The organism is Bradyrhizobium lablabi, from assembly GCF_900141755.1.
GTDB lineage: Bacteria > Pseudomonadota > Alphaproteobacteria > Rhizobiales > Xanthobacteraceae > Bradyrhizobium > Bradyrhizobium lablabi_A.
Window position 1 is genome coordinate 5,052,173 of record NZ_LT670844.1, and the last position, 16,050, is coordinate 5,068,222.

13 protein-coding genes and 1 pseudogene are annotated in these 16,050 nt (G+C 59.8%); 10 read left to right on the top strand and 4 right to left on the bottom strand.

From position 1 onward, the window contains the following. Positions 1-55 precede the first annotated feature (55 nt). From B5526_RS23510 to B5526_RS39795, 3 genes are all read left to right on the top strand, one after another. Entirely contained in the window at positions 56-907 is an 852-nt protein-coding gene (locus B5526_RS23510) for a response regulator (RefSeq protein WP_244562042.1), read from the top strand. A gap of 259 nt (positions 908-1,166) precedes the next feature. Further along, positions 1,167-2,726: a GMC family oxidoreductase gene (locus B5526_RS23515; RefSeq protein ID WP_079542110.1), complete on the top strand. Its 1,560-nt coding sequence runs from the start codon at positions 1,167-1,169 to the stop codon at positions 2,724-2,726. Positions 2,727-2,827: 101 nt separating this feature from the next. Next, positions 2,828-3,208: an ABC transporter substrate binding protein gene (locus B5526_RS39795; protein WP_433994661.1), complete on the top strand. Its 381-nt coding sequence runs from the start codon at positions 2,828-2,830 to the stop codon at positions 3,206-3,208. Positions 3,209-3,222: 14 nt separating this feature from the next. Here B5526_RS39795 and B5526_RS37845 read toward each other — a convergent pair whose 3' ends face one another. After that, complete coding sequence (locus B5526_RS37845) at positions 3,223-3,477, bottom strand: hypothetical protein (RefSeq protein WP_154071411.1); 255 nt, start codon at positions 3,475-3,477, stop codon at positions 3,223-3,225. A gap of 420 nt (positions 3,478-3,897) precedes the next feature. Between B5526_RS37845 and B5526_RS23535 the strand changes: the two genes are divergently transcribed. From B5526_RS23535 to B5526_RS23540, 3 genes and pseudogenes are all read left to right on the top strand, one after another. Next, positions 3,898-4,248, top strand: a complete 351-nt coding sequence (locus B5526_RS23535; RefSeq protein ID WP_154071412.1) for a cupin domain-containing protein — start codon at positions 3,898-3,900, stop codon at positions 4,246-4,248. Between the two features lie 166 nt (positions 4,249-4,414). Beyond that, a pseudogene (locus tag B5526_RS39615) lies at positions 4,415-4,622 on the top strand (oxidoreductase); the annotation flags it as partial. Between the two features lie 174 nt (positions 4,623-4,796). Next, entirely contained in the window at positions 4,797-5,729 is a 933-nt protein-coding gene (locus B5526_RS23540) for a lipid A biosynthesis lauroyl acyltransferase (protein ID WP_079542122.1), read from the top strand. Positions 5,730-6,152: 423 nt separating this feature from the next. Here the strand turns inward: B5526_RS23540 and B5526_RS23545 are convergent, their stop codons facing one another. Continuing rightward, positions 6,153-7,817 (bottom strand): B12-binding domain-containing radical SAM protein, encoded by a 1,665-nt coding sequence (locus tag B5526_RS23545; protein ID WP_197688362.1) that lies wholly within the window; start codon positions 7,815-7,817, stop codon positions 6,153-6,155. 2,490 nt (positions 7,818-10,307) lie between these two features. Here B5526_RS23545 and B5526_RS23560 point away from each other — a divergent pair. Next, on the top strand, positions 10,308-10,796 hold the full coding sequence (locus B5526_RS23560; RefSeq protein ID WP_172842093.1) for a DUF302 domain-containing protein: 489 nt from the start codon (positions 10,308-10,310) through the stop codon (positions 10,794-10,796). Between the two features lie 1,125 nt (positions 10,797-11,921). Here the strand turns inward: B5526_RS23560 and B5526_RS23565 are convergent. Then, positions 11,922-12,614, bottom strand: coding sequence for a DUF1013 domain-containing protein (locus B5526_RS23565; RefSeq protein ID WP_079542128.1), 693 nt, complete (start codon positions 12,612-12,614; stop codon positions 11,922-11,924). A gap of 218 nt (positions 12,615-12,832) precedes the next feature. Here B5526_RS23565 and ispH point away from each other — a divergent pair, with 218 nt between their 5' ends. The 3 genes from ispH to rnhA are packed head-to-tail and all read left to right on the top strand — an operon-like array spanning position 12,833 to position 15,233. Then, positions 12,833-13,798, top strand: a complete 966-nt coding sequence (gene ispH, locus B5526_RS23570) for a 4-hydroxy-3-methylbut-2-enyl diphosphate reductase (RefSeq protein ID WP_079542130.1) — start codon at positions 12,833-12,835, stop codon at positions 13,796-13,798. 5 nt (positions 13,799-13,803) lie between these two features. Beyond that, positions 13,804-14,787, top strand: a complete 984-nt coding sequence (locus B5526_RS23575; protein ID WP_079542133.1) for a homoserine kinase — start codon at positions 13,804-13,806, stop codon at positions 14,785-14,787. After that, entirely contained in the window at positions 14,784-15,233 is a 450-nt protein-coding gene (rnhA, locus tag B5526_RS23580; protein WP_079542136.1) for a ribonuclease HI, read from the top strand. The genes B5526_RS23575 and rnhA overlap by 4 nt, the downstream gene beginning before the upstream one ends. Positions 15,234-15,427: 194 nt before the next feature. Here rnhA and B5526_RS23585 read toward each other — a convergent pair whose 3' ends face one another. After that, positions 15,428-15,913, bottom strand: a complete 486-nt coding sequence (locus tag B5526_RS23585; RefSeq protein WP_079542139.1) for a peroxiredoxin — start codon at positions 15,911-15,913, stop codon at positions 15,428-15,430. Positions 15,914-16,050 lie beyond the last annotated feature (137 nt).

Genomic DNA, 16,050 nt, shown 5'->3' on the forward strand with positions numbered 1-16,050 from the left:
TCCGTTACGCGACTGGCCGAAGATCTACCGAATTTATCTGTTGGAAGGTACCGCCGTGGCGAACGCCGAGATTTCACGTGTGTCAATTCATGCTTCTGTGCGGTCCGCAGCAGCCATGCGGACGCCTGATCACGTACTGACCGAGGTCGAGTCCAGCCGCATTGTGGCCACCGACTGCAGCTCGAGCCATATCCTTGTCGTGGATGACGATCCGGCGGTCCGGCATCTGATCTCGGATTATTTCGGGCAGTACGGAATACAGACCGTCTCGGCGACGAGCCGCTCGGGGGTGGCCCGTCAATTGGCTGGCGGGGACACAAGCGCGATCATTCTCGACCTGCACCTCGGCGAGGACAATGGGCTCGATCTGCTGCGGGAAATTCGTTCCAGTTCGGACGTCCCGGTCATTCTTCTGACAGGTCGCTCCCGCGATGAAGTTGACTGTGTGGTCGGACTCGAACTCGGTGCCGACGACTACCTCACCAAGCCGTTCGGTATCCGCGAATTGTATGCCCGGTTTCGCGCCGTGCGACGGCGCCGTGTGAACGGAGGGTTATTGCGCACCCGCGACGTGGAGCGGGGCGGATACAAGTTCGGCGGATGGCGGCTTGATCGTCGCAGCCGGCGCCTGATCGATCCGCAGGAACGGCCGGTTGCCTTAAGCAAAGGCGAGTACGCCCTGCTGCTGGCCTTCCTCGATGCGCCGGAGCGGCCGCTTTCGCGCGAGTATCTATTACAGGCGACCCGGCTCCACGAAGACATCTTCGATCGCAGCATCGATGTTCAGGTGCTGCGGCTGCGGCGCAAACTGGAGGCAGAGCCGAAGGCGCCACGTGTCATCAAGACCGAACGCGGCGTCGGCTATGTCTTTGCAATTCCCGTCGAACAAAGCCGTTGGCCGGATTAGCGCAGCTGCGGTGTTGCCTCCGTGTTGCAGAGATTGCTTGGGACTACGATTTCGCAAGATCGATCGAAGTACGTGCCCAAACGAGGACGTCAGCATGATTGGCAAGTTCAAGGGGGACCCGTCATGGCTCCAGTCCATGGTTCTAGCCGTTGCCCCGGTAGCTGACGGTCTGGTTGGGTAGTCTCCGTCTTGCAGCTGACTCAGTGAAGTGCAGGAGCAATAAGCGCCTGGCCAAGAGCAAGCAAACTTGGGGTGTTAAATGAAAAGCGGATATGACTATGTCGTTGTAGGTGGCGGTTCCGCCGGATGTGTTATAGCGGCAAGGCTAAGTGAAGACCCTGCCGTCCAAGTCGCGCTAATCGAAGCCGGTCCGATGGATGATGCACCCGAAGTTCACACACCGGTTGCCTTCCCTCAATTGTTCAAATCGGAGCACGACTGGGACTATTCATCCGAGCCGGAGCCGGCGCTCTTCGGTCGACGTATCTACCTGCCGCGCGGCAAGGTTCTTGGTGGCACTTCGTCGATGAATGCTATGATATATATTCGTGGCAATCGAGCGGATTACGACGAATGGGCGGCCGAGGGGGCGACGGGGTGGTCCTACGATGAACTGCTGCCTTACTTCATCAAGTCTGAAGCCAATGAACGAGGTGCCAGTAAGTTTCATGGCGCTGATGGGCCTCTTTTCGTCCAAAATGGGCGGTCGCAGCACCCGTTGATTGATCGCATCATCGAAGCGTTTGTCGAGGCAGGCTATCCGCGTAACGACGACTTCAATGGAGCAAGCCAGCTCGGTGCGGGCCGCTTTCAATTCACCCAGAACTGTGGACTGCGCTGCAGTACGGCTACGGGCTTCTTACGCCCTGCGCGGGGGCGGGCGAACCTCGACATCCTAACGCAGGCCACTGTGACTCGAGTGGTGCTGGAAGGTTCGCGTGCAGTGGGAATCGAGATTCAACGCCATGGCGAGAGGAGCATTATCCGGGCCGAACGAGAAGTCATACTCTCGGCCGGCGCTTACAACTCGCCACAGATCTTGATGCTTTCGGGCATTGGCAAACCCACCGATCTGAAGGCGGTCGGCATCGATCCGCTTATTGATCTTCCTGTCGGCGATAACCTGCAGGACCATCCCGGCCTCGTGCTGTCCTACTTCACTGACACTCCGACGCTTTTACGCGCGGGCACGGACGAAGACCTGCGGCTGCTCAAGGAGTGGGGACGAGGGCCCTTGACTTCCAGCATCAGTGAGGGCGGGGGATTCTTCCGGACGGACTCTTCGATGGAGTTGCCTGACGTCATGTTCAACGCCGGGCCCGTCATGTTCTATGAGGAGGGCCTGTCCCAACCCTTCGATGACGCCTATGTCTTCGGGCCCGTCGTCCTGAAACCGACCAGCCGCGGAACCGTCAAGCTCCGTAGTGCGCGGCCTGATGTCAAGCCACGGATTTTCAGCAACTACCTGGCGACCGAAGAAGATCGGCGGAGCATGATCCGCGGCGTCCAACTCACGATGGACGTTGCGCAAAGGCCCGCTCTTGCCGCGGTGCGCCGGGGGCCTCATCTCGTGCCGGCATCCAGCAGTGACGCGGATGTTTGGTCCTTCGTCGAACGCCATACACAGACCTTCTACCACCCGTCGAGCACGTGCGGGATCGGTCGGGTGGTCGACCCGCAGCTCCGTGTCTTCGGCATCGAGGGCCTCCGGGTGGCCGACGCATCCGTCATGCCGAGCGTCACCCGCGGAAATACCAACGCTCCCGTCATCGCCATAGCCGAGCGGGCAGCGGATTTGGTTCGGCAGCGACATCCTTAAGTCCTGTCCGCCGACCAAGATTTGGGAGGAACAAATTCACTCACAACGCTCGATAGAAGCGCTCAGTCGATGTTGCGGGACTTGGACTGAACCTGGTTGTCCTGAAAGCCAGCTCGAAATCCGATTTCGATTCGGCCTTCACGACGCTGGTCCAACAACGAGCCGGAGCCCTGGTCGTTAGCGCCGATCCGTTTTTCATCAGTCAACGTGATCAACTGATTGCACTGGCGGCGCGCCATGGCGTGCCCGCGATCTACTATGCGCGCGAGTTTACGGCGGCCGGCTTGATGAGCTACGGGTCCAGCTTTGCCGTTGCGCATCGCCAGGCGGGCGTTTATGCGGGGCGGGTTCTCAAGGGCGAGAAGCCGGGCGATCTTCCGGTCATGCTGTCCGCCAAGTTCGAGTTCGTGATCAACCTCAAGACCGCAAAGGCGCTTGGGTTGAGGTGCCAGCAAGGCTACTTGCGCTCGCCGACGAGGTGATTTGAATAGGAATGTCATTTTGTGCAGTGCATGAGTCTCTTCATGGCGACGATAGGCGCGGCGGTCAGCGAGCGCTCGATAACCCCCACTAAAGCCATACTAGCACGGTCGGTAGGGATAGTATCCGCAGCGATAAGCTCCGTAAGCTCCGGCGGCACCAGCACCGACTGCAGCAGCTCCGACGCCGACCGCCACTCCACGGCGTACGGCTGCACCACGGTAGACGCCACCACGATAGACGCCGCCGTGATAAACGCCAGCGCGACCAACTCCAACGCCCCTTCGATATGCGAAGGCGTCAGTAGAAATAGTCGCAATGCAGGCGATGCCGATGATAACGGATGCAGCAAGCGAAACGATGGTTCGACGTGACATGATTAATCCTTTCTCGGGCTGATCAGTTCGTACTCGAAGTTTAGAACCCTTCCCGACTGCTCATGCTGCGTCTATGCAATTTCGGCCGACGACTCGGGTTATTTTGCCGTGCAGGAGTCTGGTAAACCCTCTATGAAAATTGTGACCCATCAAACCACACTCCATCTCTCCTTCAAGATAAAGTGTTGCGTCGACCGGTTGAGACCACCCCTCAAGAACAGACATGGCGGGATCGACGCGTGACGTCTCGAACCGGGTCAGCGTGGCGAGATCCGCTTCCGAGCGCGGCTCCTTCGTGCCCGCGTCGGTGATCATTGTCGTCAGCAAAGGCTTGGCGGGACGCCAGTCATCTTTACGAAGTGGAGCGTCGCGTTCAGCATGCCGCGCGCCCCGGCTTTCGCATTATGGAGTTGCAGCTCTCGCCGACGCAGAAGGTGCCGTGGCACAGTCACACCAATATCACCGATACTTTTTACGTTTTGGAAGGCCGCATGAGGCTGTTCCTGCAGGAACCGAAAGAGGAAGTGAATCTGAATCCCGGCGAAATCCATGTAGTTAGGGCAGCGCGACCTCATCTAGTGACCAACGGTGGCACCAAGTCGCTCACGTTTTTGGTTCTACAAGGTATCGGTGAATACGATTATGTTCCTCTCACATCGAGTTAGCTTCTCGCCGCCGCACTTACGCCCGAACCGGAATAGCATCCGAGGATTGGAGGCAATCATGTTCTTTTACTGCACAGCGAGCCATGAGGTCACGCGGCGATCGCCGCGTTTTTTGATGCGTCAAGAAACGTGGAGTTGAGATTGTAGCGCTGACGATTGCCCGGCTGGGATCACCGGCATCACTGTCCATACGGTGCAGCCTGGGCCGACTGAAACCGACATGAACCCGGACGAGAATTATCCGCGCCGTGCTGCGACCGTTGCTCGCGCCGGGGCGGATCGAAATTGCCAGCCTGATCGCCTACGTGGCGAGCACAGGGGCGAGTTTCGTCACTGACGCAGCGTTCACCATCGATGGCGGCTATCTGGGCTGAATGACGGCCGCGCGTTCAAAACGCTCGATGACCTCATTACTCAGTGCAACCCCATCGGGCGAAGCGGCGCAACTCGTTAGTGTCTTGGATCGTATCGCCAGCGCTGGTATAATGATGCACGCTGAAGCGCATGGAAAGCCGAATAGTGTTCGGCAAGATCGTCGTTGGTTTCTGATGCAACGTCTGCTGCATCGCTCCAAGGCCCGACTTCGCGACACGACCAAGCCGCTGGGCCAAGCCGCGGTGGGTGCGTTGACGATCGGAATACTGCGTACCGCCCGCTATTTCGATCCGATCAAGACCGCCAACCTGTTCGGCCGGATCGCCCGCTCGATCGGGCCCTTGATGCGGGAGCAAAAGATCGGTCGCGCCAATCTGACCGCCGCATTTCCGGAGAAATCGCCTGCAGAGATCGAGGCCATTCTCGCAGGCGTCTGGGACAATCTCGGTCGCGTCGGCGCCGAATTCGCGCACCTCGATCATATCTGGGAGCACGATCCCGCGCGCTCCGAGGATAGCCGGATCGAAATCGGGACGCGCTCCTACGAATTGTTTACGCAGCTGCGACTCGACGGCAAACCGGCGCTGATCTTTGCAAGCCATCTCGCCAACTGGGAACTTCCCGCTCTGGCTGCCGTCGCGCACGGGCTGGACACCGCGATTCTGTATCGCCGGCCCAACATCGCGGCGGCCGATCGCATCATCCAGGATATGCGCGCCGTAAAAATGGGCACGCTAATTCCGGCTGGCCGTGACGCACCCCTAAAACTTGCGGAGGCCCTGAAAAACGGTCAGCACGTCGGGATGCTGGTCGACCAGTATCTGACCAACGGCGTCGAGGTTACTTTCTTTGGCCGCAAGACCAGGGCCAATCCGATGCTGGCCCGGCTGCTGCGGCAGATCGAGTGCCCGGTTCATGGCGTCCGCATCGTCCGCCTGCCCGGACACCGCTTTCGTGGCGAACTGTCCGAAGAAGTGAAGCCGCTCCGCGACGCCGCCGGGCAAATCGACATTCAGGGAACGATGCAGGCGGTCACGTCGGTGATCGAGGGCTGGATCCGCGAATATCCCGATCAGTGGCTGTGGCTACACCGCCGCTGGCGATGAGCAAAGCGATATCCGGGAACGAACGCGACGCCTGCCTTAACACTCACACAATGTCATCGTCCGCGAAAGCGGACGATCCGGTATTCCGCGAAGCGATCGATCACCGGCCTCTTTCAGTGTGACCAACGTGGAAACCCCCAGCCCCGGGAAAGCAGTAAGTCACCCTGGGAGATAGCGAAACACCGGAATGGGATATGAGACAGTGGGATAGCGGGTGCCACTCTCTCGGCGCTACTGACCAACGATCGTGTTTTGGCCGTTTTTGCCAGTCGGGAGACCGCCTGAATCACCCGATAGAGTAGTGGAACAGTCCGCATGGGACAGTGCGACATTCCCAAGAAGTTGATCCTTCCCGCCCGCAGGTGATTCTGCCAGGCAGCTATCGGAGGCATAGCGGACGTTACCGTCCATCCAACTGCATTTTTATGAGTTCACGGCCGAAACCTGCTCATTCTTCCGGTTATTATTGCCCGTAGCCTTTACCGGACGAGCACGAGCAGACGACCCCGGGGCCCTCACCGGATGCATACCGTCCAGCTCGGCAATGCGGCGGTCAATCTCACTGATCACGTGCTTCGAGAAAGGCCCGAGGTGCAAGTACAGCGCCATCAACATCACGATGTAACGCAGCGCGCCTGGATTGGTCTTGGCGACCTCGACGAAGGTTTTCCAGAACGGCTCGCGAACCTCCGGCAGGGCCCGCATGATCCTGTGTACGCTGTCAATGCCGCCAAGCCTCTTGCGCATGTCGCCATCCGGCAGGTCGCGGCGGCGGTCGGAGCGGTCGAGCATGACAGCGAGCCTTGACAGCCGTCCGGCATATGCCGTCGGGCTGAACACGTGCCCGAGCACAGTCTTGTAATCCACAAGGATGTCACGAAGCGGACGCTTGGTGTCGAAATTGCAGCCGAGCGTGCATTGGTCGCCCGCCTGCTCGACCTTCATGAGGTCATGGCCTTTGTGCAGGCGGGCTTCCTCGGCTAGCCGCCGCGTCAGCTGTGTGCCAGGCAGCGCATAGAGTAGTCCAACCATGCAGACCGGAATGTTCGCCTCCTCGATGAAGTCGATCATCGCCTGTCCTATCGACCCTTTCTCGGTATCGAATCCGACGATGAAACCGGCGGTGATGAACATGCCGTAGCCGTAAATCTTATGGATGCACTCGGCGATGTTGCGCCTGGTGTTCTGCTTTTTCTTCATCTGCACGAGCGTCTCAGGGTCCGGGCTCTCGATGCCGACGAAGATCCCGAAGAAATTCGCGTCCTTCATTGCCTGCAACAACTCGCTGTCGTCCGCGATGTTGATCGAGGCTTCGGTCGAGAACTCGAACGGATAGTCGCGCTCTTCCAGCCAAGCTTTGAGCCGCGGCAGTAACGTGCGGAGGTTTTTCTTGTTGCCGATGAAATTGTCGTCGACGAAATCGACATGCCCGCGATAACCGTGATCGTAGAGCGCTTGCAGTTCGGCGAGAATCTGATCGTTAGTCTTGGTGCGCGGCACGCGACCATACAGCTCGATGATATCGCAGAACTCGCAGGTGAACGGGCAGCCGCGCGAATATTGCACGCCGATGAAGAGATAGTGATCGAACTTGATCAGATCGTAACGCGGCATCGGGCTTTGCGTGACGTCGATCTTGAATTTCTCGGCGATGAACACACCCTTGCGTTCGCCGCTTTCCCAGGCGGCGATGAAGTGCACCATGATTTGCTCGGCCTCGCCGATCACCTGGAAGTCCGCGTCCGCGTAAAGATGCGGGCTGGAGGAGACGTCAGGCCCACCGACACATACCGGCTTGCCGTGCAGGTGGGCGAGATCGATCAGGTAGATGAAATCAGGCTGCTGGTTGAGCATACCGCCGATCATCACGAGATCGGCCCAGTCGAGGTCCGCGTCCGTCAAAGGCTCGGTGTTACGGTTAACGAGACGGATGTCCCAATGCTTCGGCAGCATAGCGGCAACCGTGATCAGGCCGAGTGGCGCCGCCGGATACTTCGCGCCGACCAGTTCGCAGGCTTCCGTATAGTTCCAGAACGAGTTCGGAATGAACTTCGGATATACCATTAGGACGCGGCACGGGATCGTCATGTGATTCCCCGGAGGTTGAGGCGCAGGGTGTCACGCAGTTTGTCGGGACTCAAGAGTTTGATTCGCTCGTCGGCCGAAAGGCAAGCAAGCCTATATGCTTCTCGCCTTCGAGGATACCGTTCTTCCGCGTTTCGCCCTGCTGTGATCGTCGCTCACAGCTGACCCGTGGCGCCTTTTCGTTTCCAATTCCGCAAGTTTCGCATTTGGCCGGCCGCGTTTATCGGCATATTCCTTGCCGTCGATCGGCCCGACATGCGGCGGATCTTTGTCGAGGTACGGTCGTCCGATCCCAAACTCTTTGCGTGCGGATCGATCCACTTCCACGAGTTTTCGCTTGAACTCCATCGCTGCGCAAATGTCCGCTTCGGTCAAACAGAGAAGAACTCAGCATGAGCACATGTTTTCCGCTTTGCGCCCGAACTCGGAAATTGCTTGATGTAGTCGGCATGTCGCAAAAGTGCCATAACCGGACTCATGCACTGCAGCAATTGGCAGTTTATTCGATCACCTCGTCGGCTCGGTAGATGGGCACAAGTGCACGTAGCATTTTCGACGGCGCCAGCGTTAAATTGCGAGTTGCGCCTGCAAATAAAGGACTTCTCGCATTCAGTGTCGAGAAAGCCTTGGCCATAACTTGAAATTGGACATTTGGGACAATTCGAGGGGGGTCGGGGATGTCCCATCCGGTCGGGTGCAAATCGTGATCCCCCGTGATCATCTATTGCCTTCTTTTGGGCACGTATGGGGAGGAGGTTGGCCCCGTAACGGGCTAGCGGCCACCGCAGGGGGGGCTGCAATGACGCATCGATCCCACGAGATCCCGCAGGACGACCTCCGGAACCTCGTCCGCGTTGTCTCAGCTTGCACATTAGGCCTGTGGGCATTCGCAGCAGGTTTGCTGATCGGCGTCTTTCTGTTTTCGTGATCGAAGGCGCCCCGCCCCATACGCGGCCGCGATAAATTTTTTCCGCGCCCCGACCGCCGCGCGAGGCACGATGCCGGGGGGCGCGGCGGTGCCGTCGGCTAGCGGATCAGCAATCGTCGCGCTGGTCCCCGAAATGAAAGAGGCCGCCAATTGAGGCGGCCCGTTTACATGAACGCGATAACTAGCCCCATCGCGACAAGGGCATTTAGGCCGGTAACGGCGACGCCGAGATAAAGGCCGCCCATCACGTCCTCGGGCTGGAACTTGGTCTTCCCGAGCATTGGAGTCCCTCATGCTTCGTCCCGCCCAAATACATCACGCAGGAACCAGCCTTTCGTTCCGGGCTCAAAGCCTAAAAAGGAATTTAAGGACAAGGCCGCGCAGTTCCTCTGCCGCGCCGATAGCGTCGACGATGTCGCGGGGAAATGCGAAGCGCTGGGGCTGAAGCCCAAGGCCCTGCCCCGCTGATGTCTGGTTTTACGCGCAAACCGGACTCCCGCCAGACATCGCGCCATTTCCGAAAAGTGCCAACAGGTGACATTCGAAATGAAAGAGGCCGCCAACTGAGGCGGCCTCGGCACTTGCTACTGCGAATTGTTACTTTAGCCCCAGACTGGTGCAATACCACGCGTTTTCGTTGTCTCTCCAACCGGTGTTAAATCCCGCCTCCTTGCACTCGATGTAGGTCTTGTAGTTGCCTACGTTTCTGCATGTCGGCGAAAACGTGCCACCAGAAACGGAGCATCCGACCCAAGGGGCGTTGCCTGACCTAAAGCTTGATGCGCAACCACCGGCGCAACTGCCAGTGGCATTGACGGGTGCGGCATTAGCGGGTGCAATCGACAAGGTCGCGATAGCTAGGCCCGCAACGAATAGTGACGCGGCTTTCATGGCTATCTCGCAAATTTCCGGGACAGCACTTGCCGTCCCGGAGCGAGAGCGTACGCCCCTCTCCAAGAAAGGCCACTGGTAATTCTTCCAGTCGGGTAGGGGCTCACTGCACAAACGGGCGAACAGCCCAATTAGGACACTCTCAAATTCAACTTAGGACACCGGGGCTTAAATACGGACGCTGCTTGGCCGTGCATAGGAAAAAATTGGCAACTCCGGAACCTTTCCTGAACTCAGCAGATGCTGACCGAATGTCGGTTGAGGGTCAGACTCGGACCTCGACGCGCACGACCGCGAGGTCTGTTTTGCCCCGGCAAAGCGGAAACATTTGCTCGCACTGAGTTCTTCTCAGTTTGACCCATTTCGGACGTCAGCGGCAGACTGCTGAAAAGCCGCGCTTCGGCCTCGTTTTCGCCGAGTGTTGGTCGCTTGCCTACAATCGTAACCGTTTTCCCGAGGCTGAAATAGCGCCGTAGCGCAGCCGGTCCAATCTGGATGCGGCATGTCAGTACGGGAGACCAGCCAATGAAAATGAGTCCAACAGCTGCTTTGATGCACCATGCGCAAACTCGGCCAACAAGCGCGGCATTCGTGTTTCACGAAGAGGTGCCGCTCATATGCGCCATGGGCAAGGGCATGATCACGAAATCGTCTTCCGAATGTTAGGAGTCTCTATGAGTTTCAAAAAGTGCGCCCTGGCGAGCTTGGCGCTTTCGTTCGCGATATGCACGGGCCCGGCTACCGCACATGCGGCCGACGACGGTCTGATAACCAAGCCGAGCAAGTATTCGGTGAAAGAAACCGTCACGCGATTTGAAGCCGCGGTTAAACAGAAGGAGGCGGCCGGCTTCACGGTCTTCACCGAAATCGATCATGCTGCCGCCGCCAAGAAATTCGGCCTCGACCTGCGCCCGCGTACGGTCATCGTATTCGGCAATCCAAAGCTCGGAACGCCCGCCATGGTCAAGACTCCACTGTTGGCGATCGACGTGCCGCCTAAAGCGCTGGTCTGGGAGGACGATCAAGGCAAGGTTTGGCTGTCGTATAATTCTTCCGACTATCTCTACAACACGATCTACCCGCGGCACGGTGCGGCGGCCCCTCCGGCAACCGCGCCATTCGCAAAACTCCTGGACGAGATCAGCGATCAGGCGACGAAGTAGACCAGCCGGGCCGATCGCAGCGTCTGAAGGGTGAAAAGCTTGCAAACCATCTCAGTGCGGCATCCGACCAAATTCGAGTTGATGATCTATGTCGATGCCGAAACGCCAATCGGCTTCACCATTCCCCACCATGCTCGCCCGCGCCGACGAGGTGATCGAGTAGCGATACGCTTTGCTGCGGTGCGTGAGTCCGAAGGTGGCACATCGCGTCATTTTGCTGCGCTACATAATTTGGTAGCTATCGGAGCCGTAGCGGACATCGGGCAAGCCGCACCAAACGTGTCGCATATGAGTACGCGCCTTAATTCGCGACACTACCGATCTTGGCGCCGATCGCGACGATCAACGTCGCCACCGGCATAGGCGCTTTGCGCGGACCCTTTGGCGTTTTTGCCCGGCCATGACGAACGAAAAACCACCGCCGGATCACGATTTCTGATTTTCAGAAATTTCTCTTGACGGCCGGGGCAAATCAGCAATATACCAATCCGGTCCCGCCTCCTTTCGAGGGGCGTTTCGCGATCGTCACGGACGTGGGGCGGGATGCGGTGGACGCGGATGCGCTCTTGACGAACGGCGCTGAGGCGGACGGCGAAGACGTGTGGTCCTGACGCCCCGACGCTGGCGTCAAGTTCGCGCTAAGGAGCGCGGGCGACGGTGGCAAAAGAGCCGGTCGCCGGGGAGAGCACGAAATAAGCCGTAAACCATTGCGCGGGGAATGCCGGGTGATTCCGGTGTGACCTGACTAACGCGTGTGCGTTCTACCACTATCATTGCACACGCGGCTATCGGGCGCATCGGGCGCCCGGCATTCCCTGCGCCCTCTGTTTCAGAGGGCGGGAAGTTAAAGGTAAAACTCGCGCGGATTGCGCGGCGAGATCGCGAAGCTGCGGCTGCAAACACTCTAACTGTCATCACCCGCGACCCGTCTACGCCGAAGGCTTCGACGAGCCTTCAGTGCCAGTCCGCCGAAGCTTTAGCGAAGGCGGAAAGCGGGTGATCCAGTATTCCAGAGCAGTTGAGATGGAATCGATAAGCCGCGGCGTACTGGATCCCCGCATGCGCGGGGATGACGACCGTTGTTGGGGCGACGTGGCGCGCCTACCGCGCCAGAGCGCTCCCGCCTTACTCCTCGTCCGCCTTCTTCCCACCGATCGTCTTCAGTTTTGCAAATACCGCATCGACGTTGAGGTCGTCGCGCTGCTTTTCGGTGGGCTCGAATTCCGGCTCCTTGCGGGTGGTCTCGGAGGCCGGCAGCAAGGTCGCGCCGCCGTAGGCGGTATCGGTCGGCTTTTCCTTGGCCGCGCGCTGCACCTCGAAATCGAGTTCGATCTGCGAGCACAGGCCGAGCGTCACCGGGTCCATCGGGGTCAGGGTCGAGGCATTCCAGTGGGTGCGGTCGCGGACGCTGGCGATGGTGGTTTTGGTGGTGCCGACCAGGCGCATGATCTGGGCGTCCTTCAACTCGGGGTGGTTACGCACCAGCCACAGGATCGCGCTCGGCCGCTCGTGGCGGCGCGACACCGGCGTATAGCGCGGGCCCTTCTTCTTGGCGGCCGGCGGCAGCGTCACCTTGCTCTCGCCGAGCTTGAGACGATAGCCCGGGTCCTTTTCGCCCTTTTCGATCTCGTCTCGGGTGAGCTGGCCGGTCGAAATCGGGTCCATGCCCTTGATGCCCTGGGCGGCGTCGCCATCGGCGATGGCGCGGACCTCGAGCGGGTGCATCTTGGTGAAATCCGCCACCTGATCGAAGGTGAGCGCGGTATTGTCTACCAGCCACACGGCAGTCGCCTTTGGCATCAGCGGTGCGTTGCTCATGGCAAATCTCCTTTGCGCTTCGCCCACCCCTTTTGGAGGCGAAGCCGGTGGTCATCAGCGATGACGTGGAATTAGGGCCTATATAGGCCGTCCGGGGCTATCAGCGCAATGGCCTGTTAAACAGCCTTGACAGCGCCTAAAAGCAGTCCCAAGTCGTTAGCCAAATCGACCGTTCCCTGCCCGCCGGCAAGGGGTGATTCGGTCCCGAGATCGCTCCCATGCAGGCCAAACCAGACCTAAAAATCGTGCTGTGCTCACCCCGCGGCTTTTGCGCCGGCGTGGTCCGGGCCATCGACACCGTCGAACGGGCGCTCACCATCTATGGCGCCCCGGTCTATGTCCGCCACGAGATCGTCCACAACCGCTATGTGGTCGACAGCCTGAAGACAAAAGGCGCCATTTTCGTCGAGGAACTGGCCGAAATCCCCGATAATACCAACGCCCCGGTGGTATTTTCGGCCCACGGGGTGCCGAAATCGGTGCCGGCGGACGCCCGCGCCCGCAATTTCTTTTCCCTCGACGCCACCTGCCCGCTGGTCACAAAAGTGCACCGGGAGGCCGCGATCCATTTCAAGCGGGGCAGGGAAATCCTCCTGATCGGGCATTCCCATCACCCGGAAGTGGTCGGTACCCTCGGCCAATTGCCGCCGGGCGCGGTGACGCTGATCGAGACCGCCGAGGACGCCAAGACCTTCACCCCGAAGGACCCCAACAACCTCGCCTTTGTGACCCAGACCACACTGTCGATCGACGATACCGCCGAGATCGTCGCGATGCTCAAGGAGCGGTTTCCCAACATCTCCGGGCCGCACAAGGAAGACATCTGCTACGCCACCACCAACCGCCAGCTTGCGGTGAAAAAGGTGGCGCCGGTGGTCGACGCCCTGATCGTGGTCGGCGCGCCGAATTCCTCGAACTCGCAGCGCCTGCGCGAGGTCGCCGAACGCGAGGGCTGCAGAATCGCGGTACTGGCGCAGCGCGCTAGCGATCTCGACTGGAAGCGGTTCGAAGGCATCAAGAGCCTCGGCATCACCGCGGGCGCCTCGGCGCCGGAAGTGATCGTCGAAGAGATCATGGGCGCCTTCGCCGAGCGTTACGAATTGCATGTGGAGACGGTCTCGGCCGCGGAAGAGAACGAGTTCTTTCCGTTGCCGCGCTCGCTGCGGCCCGACGCTGCCGAGTAAACGCGATGGCGGTTTATACCGACGTCGCCGCCGACGAGCTTGCGGAATTTTTGAAGCATTACGACATCGGCGAACTCCTGTCCTACAAGGGCATCGCCGAGGGCGTGGAGAATTCCAACTTCCTGCTCCACACCACGGCCGGATCCTTCATCCTGACGCTGTATGAGAAGCGGGTCGCCAAGAATGATTTGCCGTTCTTTCTCGGCCTGATGACCCATCTCGCCTCGAACGGCATCTCTTGCCCGCAACCGGTCAAGAACAAGAGCGGCGAGGCCCTGAGCACGCTGGCCGGCCGGCCCGCCGCGATCATCAATTTCCTGGAGGGCGTCTGGCCGCGCAAGCCCAACGCCACCCATTGCGCCGGCGTCGGCGAGGCGCTCGCCAAAATGCATCTGGCCGGGAAGGGTTTTGCGATGTCGCGCGCCAACGCGCTGTCGGTGTCGGGCTGGCGGCCGCTGTTCGAGCAGGCCGCGTCCCGCGCCGACGAAGTGCAGCCCGGCCTGCGCGGTTTCATCGAAACCGAGCTTGATTATCTCGAAGGCGGCGTCTGGCCCAAAAATCTGCCGCATGGCGTGATCCATGCCGATTTGTTTCCGGACAACGTATTCTTCCTCGGCGACCAGGTCTCCGGCATCATCGACTTCACCTTCGCCTGCAATGATCTGCTGGCCTATGACGTCGCGATCTGCCTCAACGCCTGGTGCTTTGAGAGCGACTGCTCGTTCAATGTCACCAAGGCGCGGGCGTTGCTGGCCGCCTATGGCCGCGAGCGCGAATTGTCCGAAGCCGAGCAGAAGGCGCTGCCGGTGCTCGCGCGCGGCGCGGCGCTGCGCTTTCTTTTGACGCGGCTGGTCGATTTTCTCAACGTGCCCGCGGGTGCTTTGGTTCGTCCAAAAGACCCGCTCGAATATGCCCGCAAGCTGCGCTTTCAGCAGGGTGTTTCGAGCATGCGCGACTATGGCATCGCGGCTTCGGGGCTGGTGGCGTGAGTTCGCCTCCTTCCGTCACCATTTACACCGACGGCGCCTGCTCCGGTAATCCCGGACCCGGCGGCTGGGGCGCGATTCTGAAATTCGGCGATGTCGAGAAGGAATTGAAGGGCGGCGAGGCCCATACCACCAACAACCGCATGGAATTGATGGCGGCGATCTCGGCGCTGGAAGCTTTGAAAAAACCCTGCACGGTCGATCTCTACACCGACAGCCAGTACGTCCGGCAGGGCATCACCGCCTGGATCCATGGCTGGAAGAAGAACGGCTGGCGCACCGCCGACAAGAAGCCGGTCAAGAATGCCGAACTGTGGCAGCGCCTCGACGCCGCCCTAAAACCGCATCAGGTGCGCTGGCACTGGGTCAAGGGCCACGCCGGCCACGACGAAAACGAGCGCGCCGACCAACTGGCCCGCGATGGGGTAGCGATGGCGAGGTTGAAGTAGGAGTAGGGGAACTGAACGCAATCGCTCGCACACCCACCGCCGTCGTCGCCCGGCTTCACCGGGCGATCCAGTATCCCAGAGGCGTTCGTAATCAACCGAGAAGCCGCGGCGTACTGGATCGCCCGGTCAAGCCGGGCGATGACAGTTGTGAGCGGGCGATGACAGTTGTGATTGTGGGATCGCGCCTCAGATTCTCACAGCTGCGCCAGCAGCGTATCGCCGCCCGAAACCTCGACCTTGCCGGGCGCGGGCTCGCGATTGAGCTTCTTGACCACGCCGTCCTCGACCAGCATCGAGTAGCGATGGGAGCGGATGCCCAGCCCGTTGCCGGAGGCATCTAGCTCCATGCCGATCGCCTTGGTGAATTCGGCATTGCCGTCGGCGAGGAAGGTGGCCTCGTCGCGCTGGTCGGTGTCGCGCTTCCAGGCGTTCATGACGAAGGCGTCATTGACGGACACGATCGCGATGGTGTTCACGCCCTTGTCCTTGATGGCGTAGGCGTTGAGGAAAATGCTCGGCAGGTGCATCTTGTGGCAGGTGCCGGTATAGGCGCCGGGCACCGCGAACAGCGCGACCTTCTTGCCCTTGAAGATGTCGTCGGTGGTCTTGACCTGCGGACCTTCCGCCGTCATCACGCGAAATTTTGCCTCGGGCAGCTTGTCGCCAACTTGGATGGTCATCGTCAATTCTCCTTGAGGGGGCGGGTGTTTCTTAAAGCATTTTTGGCGCGCTGTGAAACGTCTTCACCATGGTTTGATGGGGTGATGATGCCCAAATATTCCCCACGTCATTGCGGGGAGCATAAGCGACGAAGCAA

Coding starts and splice junctions, on each gene's coding strand:
- B5526_RS23565 (WP_079542128.1), bottom strand. CDS start 12,614: ATGAGCAACGCACCGCTGATGCCAAAGGCGACTGCCGTGTGGCTGGTA.
- B5526_RS23540 (WP_079542122.1), top strand. CDS start 4,797: ATGCAACGTCTGCTGCATCGCTCCAAGGCCCGACTTCGCGACACGACC.
- B5526_RS23575 (WP_079542133.1), top strand. CDS start 13,804: ATGGCGGTTTATACCGACGTCGCCGCCGACGAGCTTGCGGAATTTTTG.
- ispH (WP_079542130.1), top strand. CDS start 12,833: ATGCAGGCCAAACCAGACCTAAAAATCGTGCTGTGCTCACCCCGCGGC.
- B5526_RS23545 (WP_197688362.1), bottom strand. CDS start 7,817: ATGACGATCCCGTGCCGCGTCCTAATGGTATATCCGAAGTTCATTCCG.
- B5526_RS23515 (WP_079542110.1), top strand. CDS start 1,167: ATGAAAAGCGGATATGACTATGTCGTTGTAGGTGGCGGTTCCGCCGGA.
- B5526_RS23560 (WP_172842093.1), top strand. CDS start 10,308: ATGAGTTTCAAAAAGTGCGCCCTGGCGAGCTTGGCGCTTTCGTTCGCG.
- B5526_RS23585 (WP_079542139.1), bottom strand. CDS start 15,913: ATGACCATCCAAGTTGGCGACAAGCTGCCCGAGGCAAAATTTCGCGTG.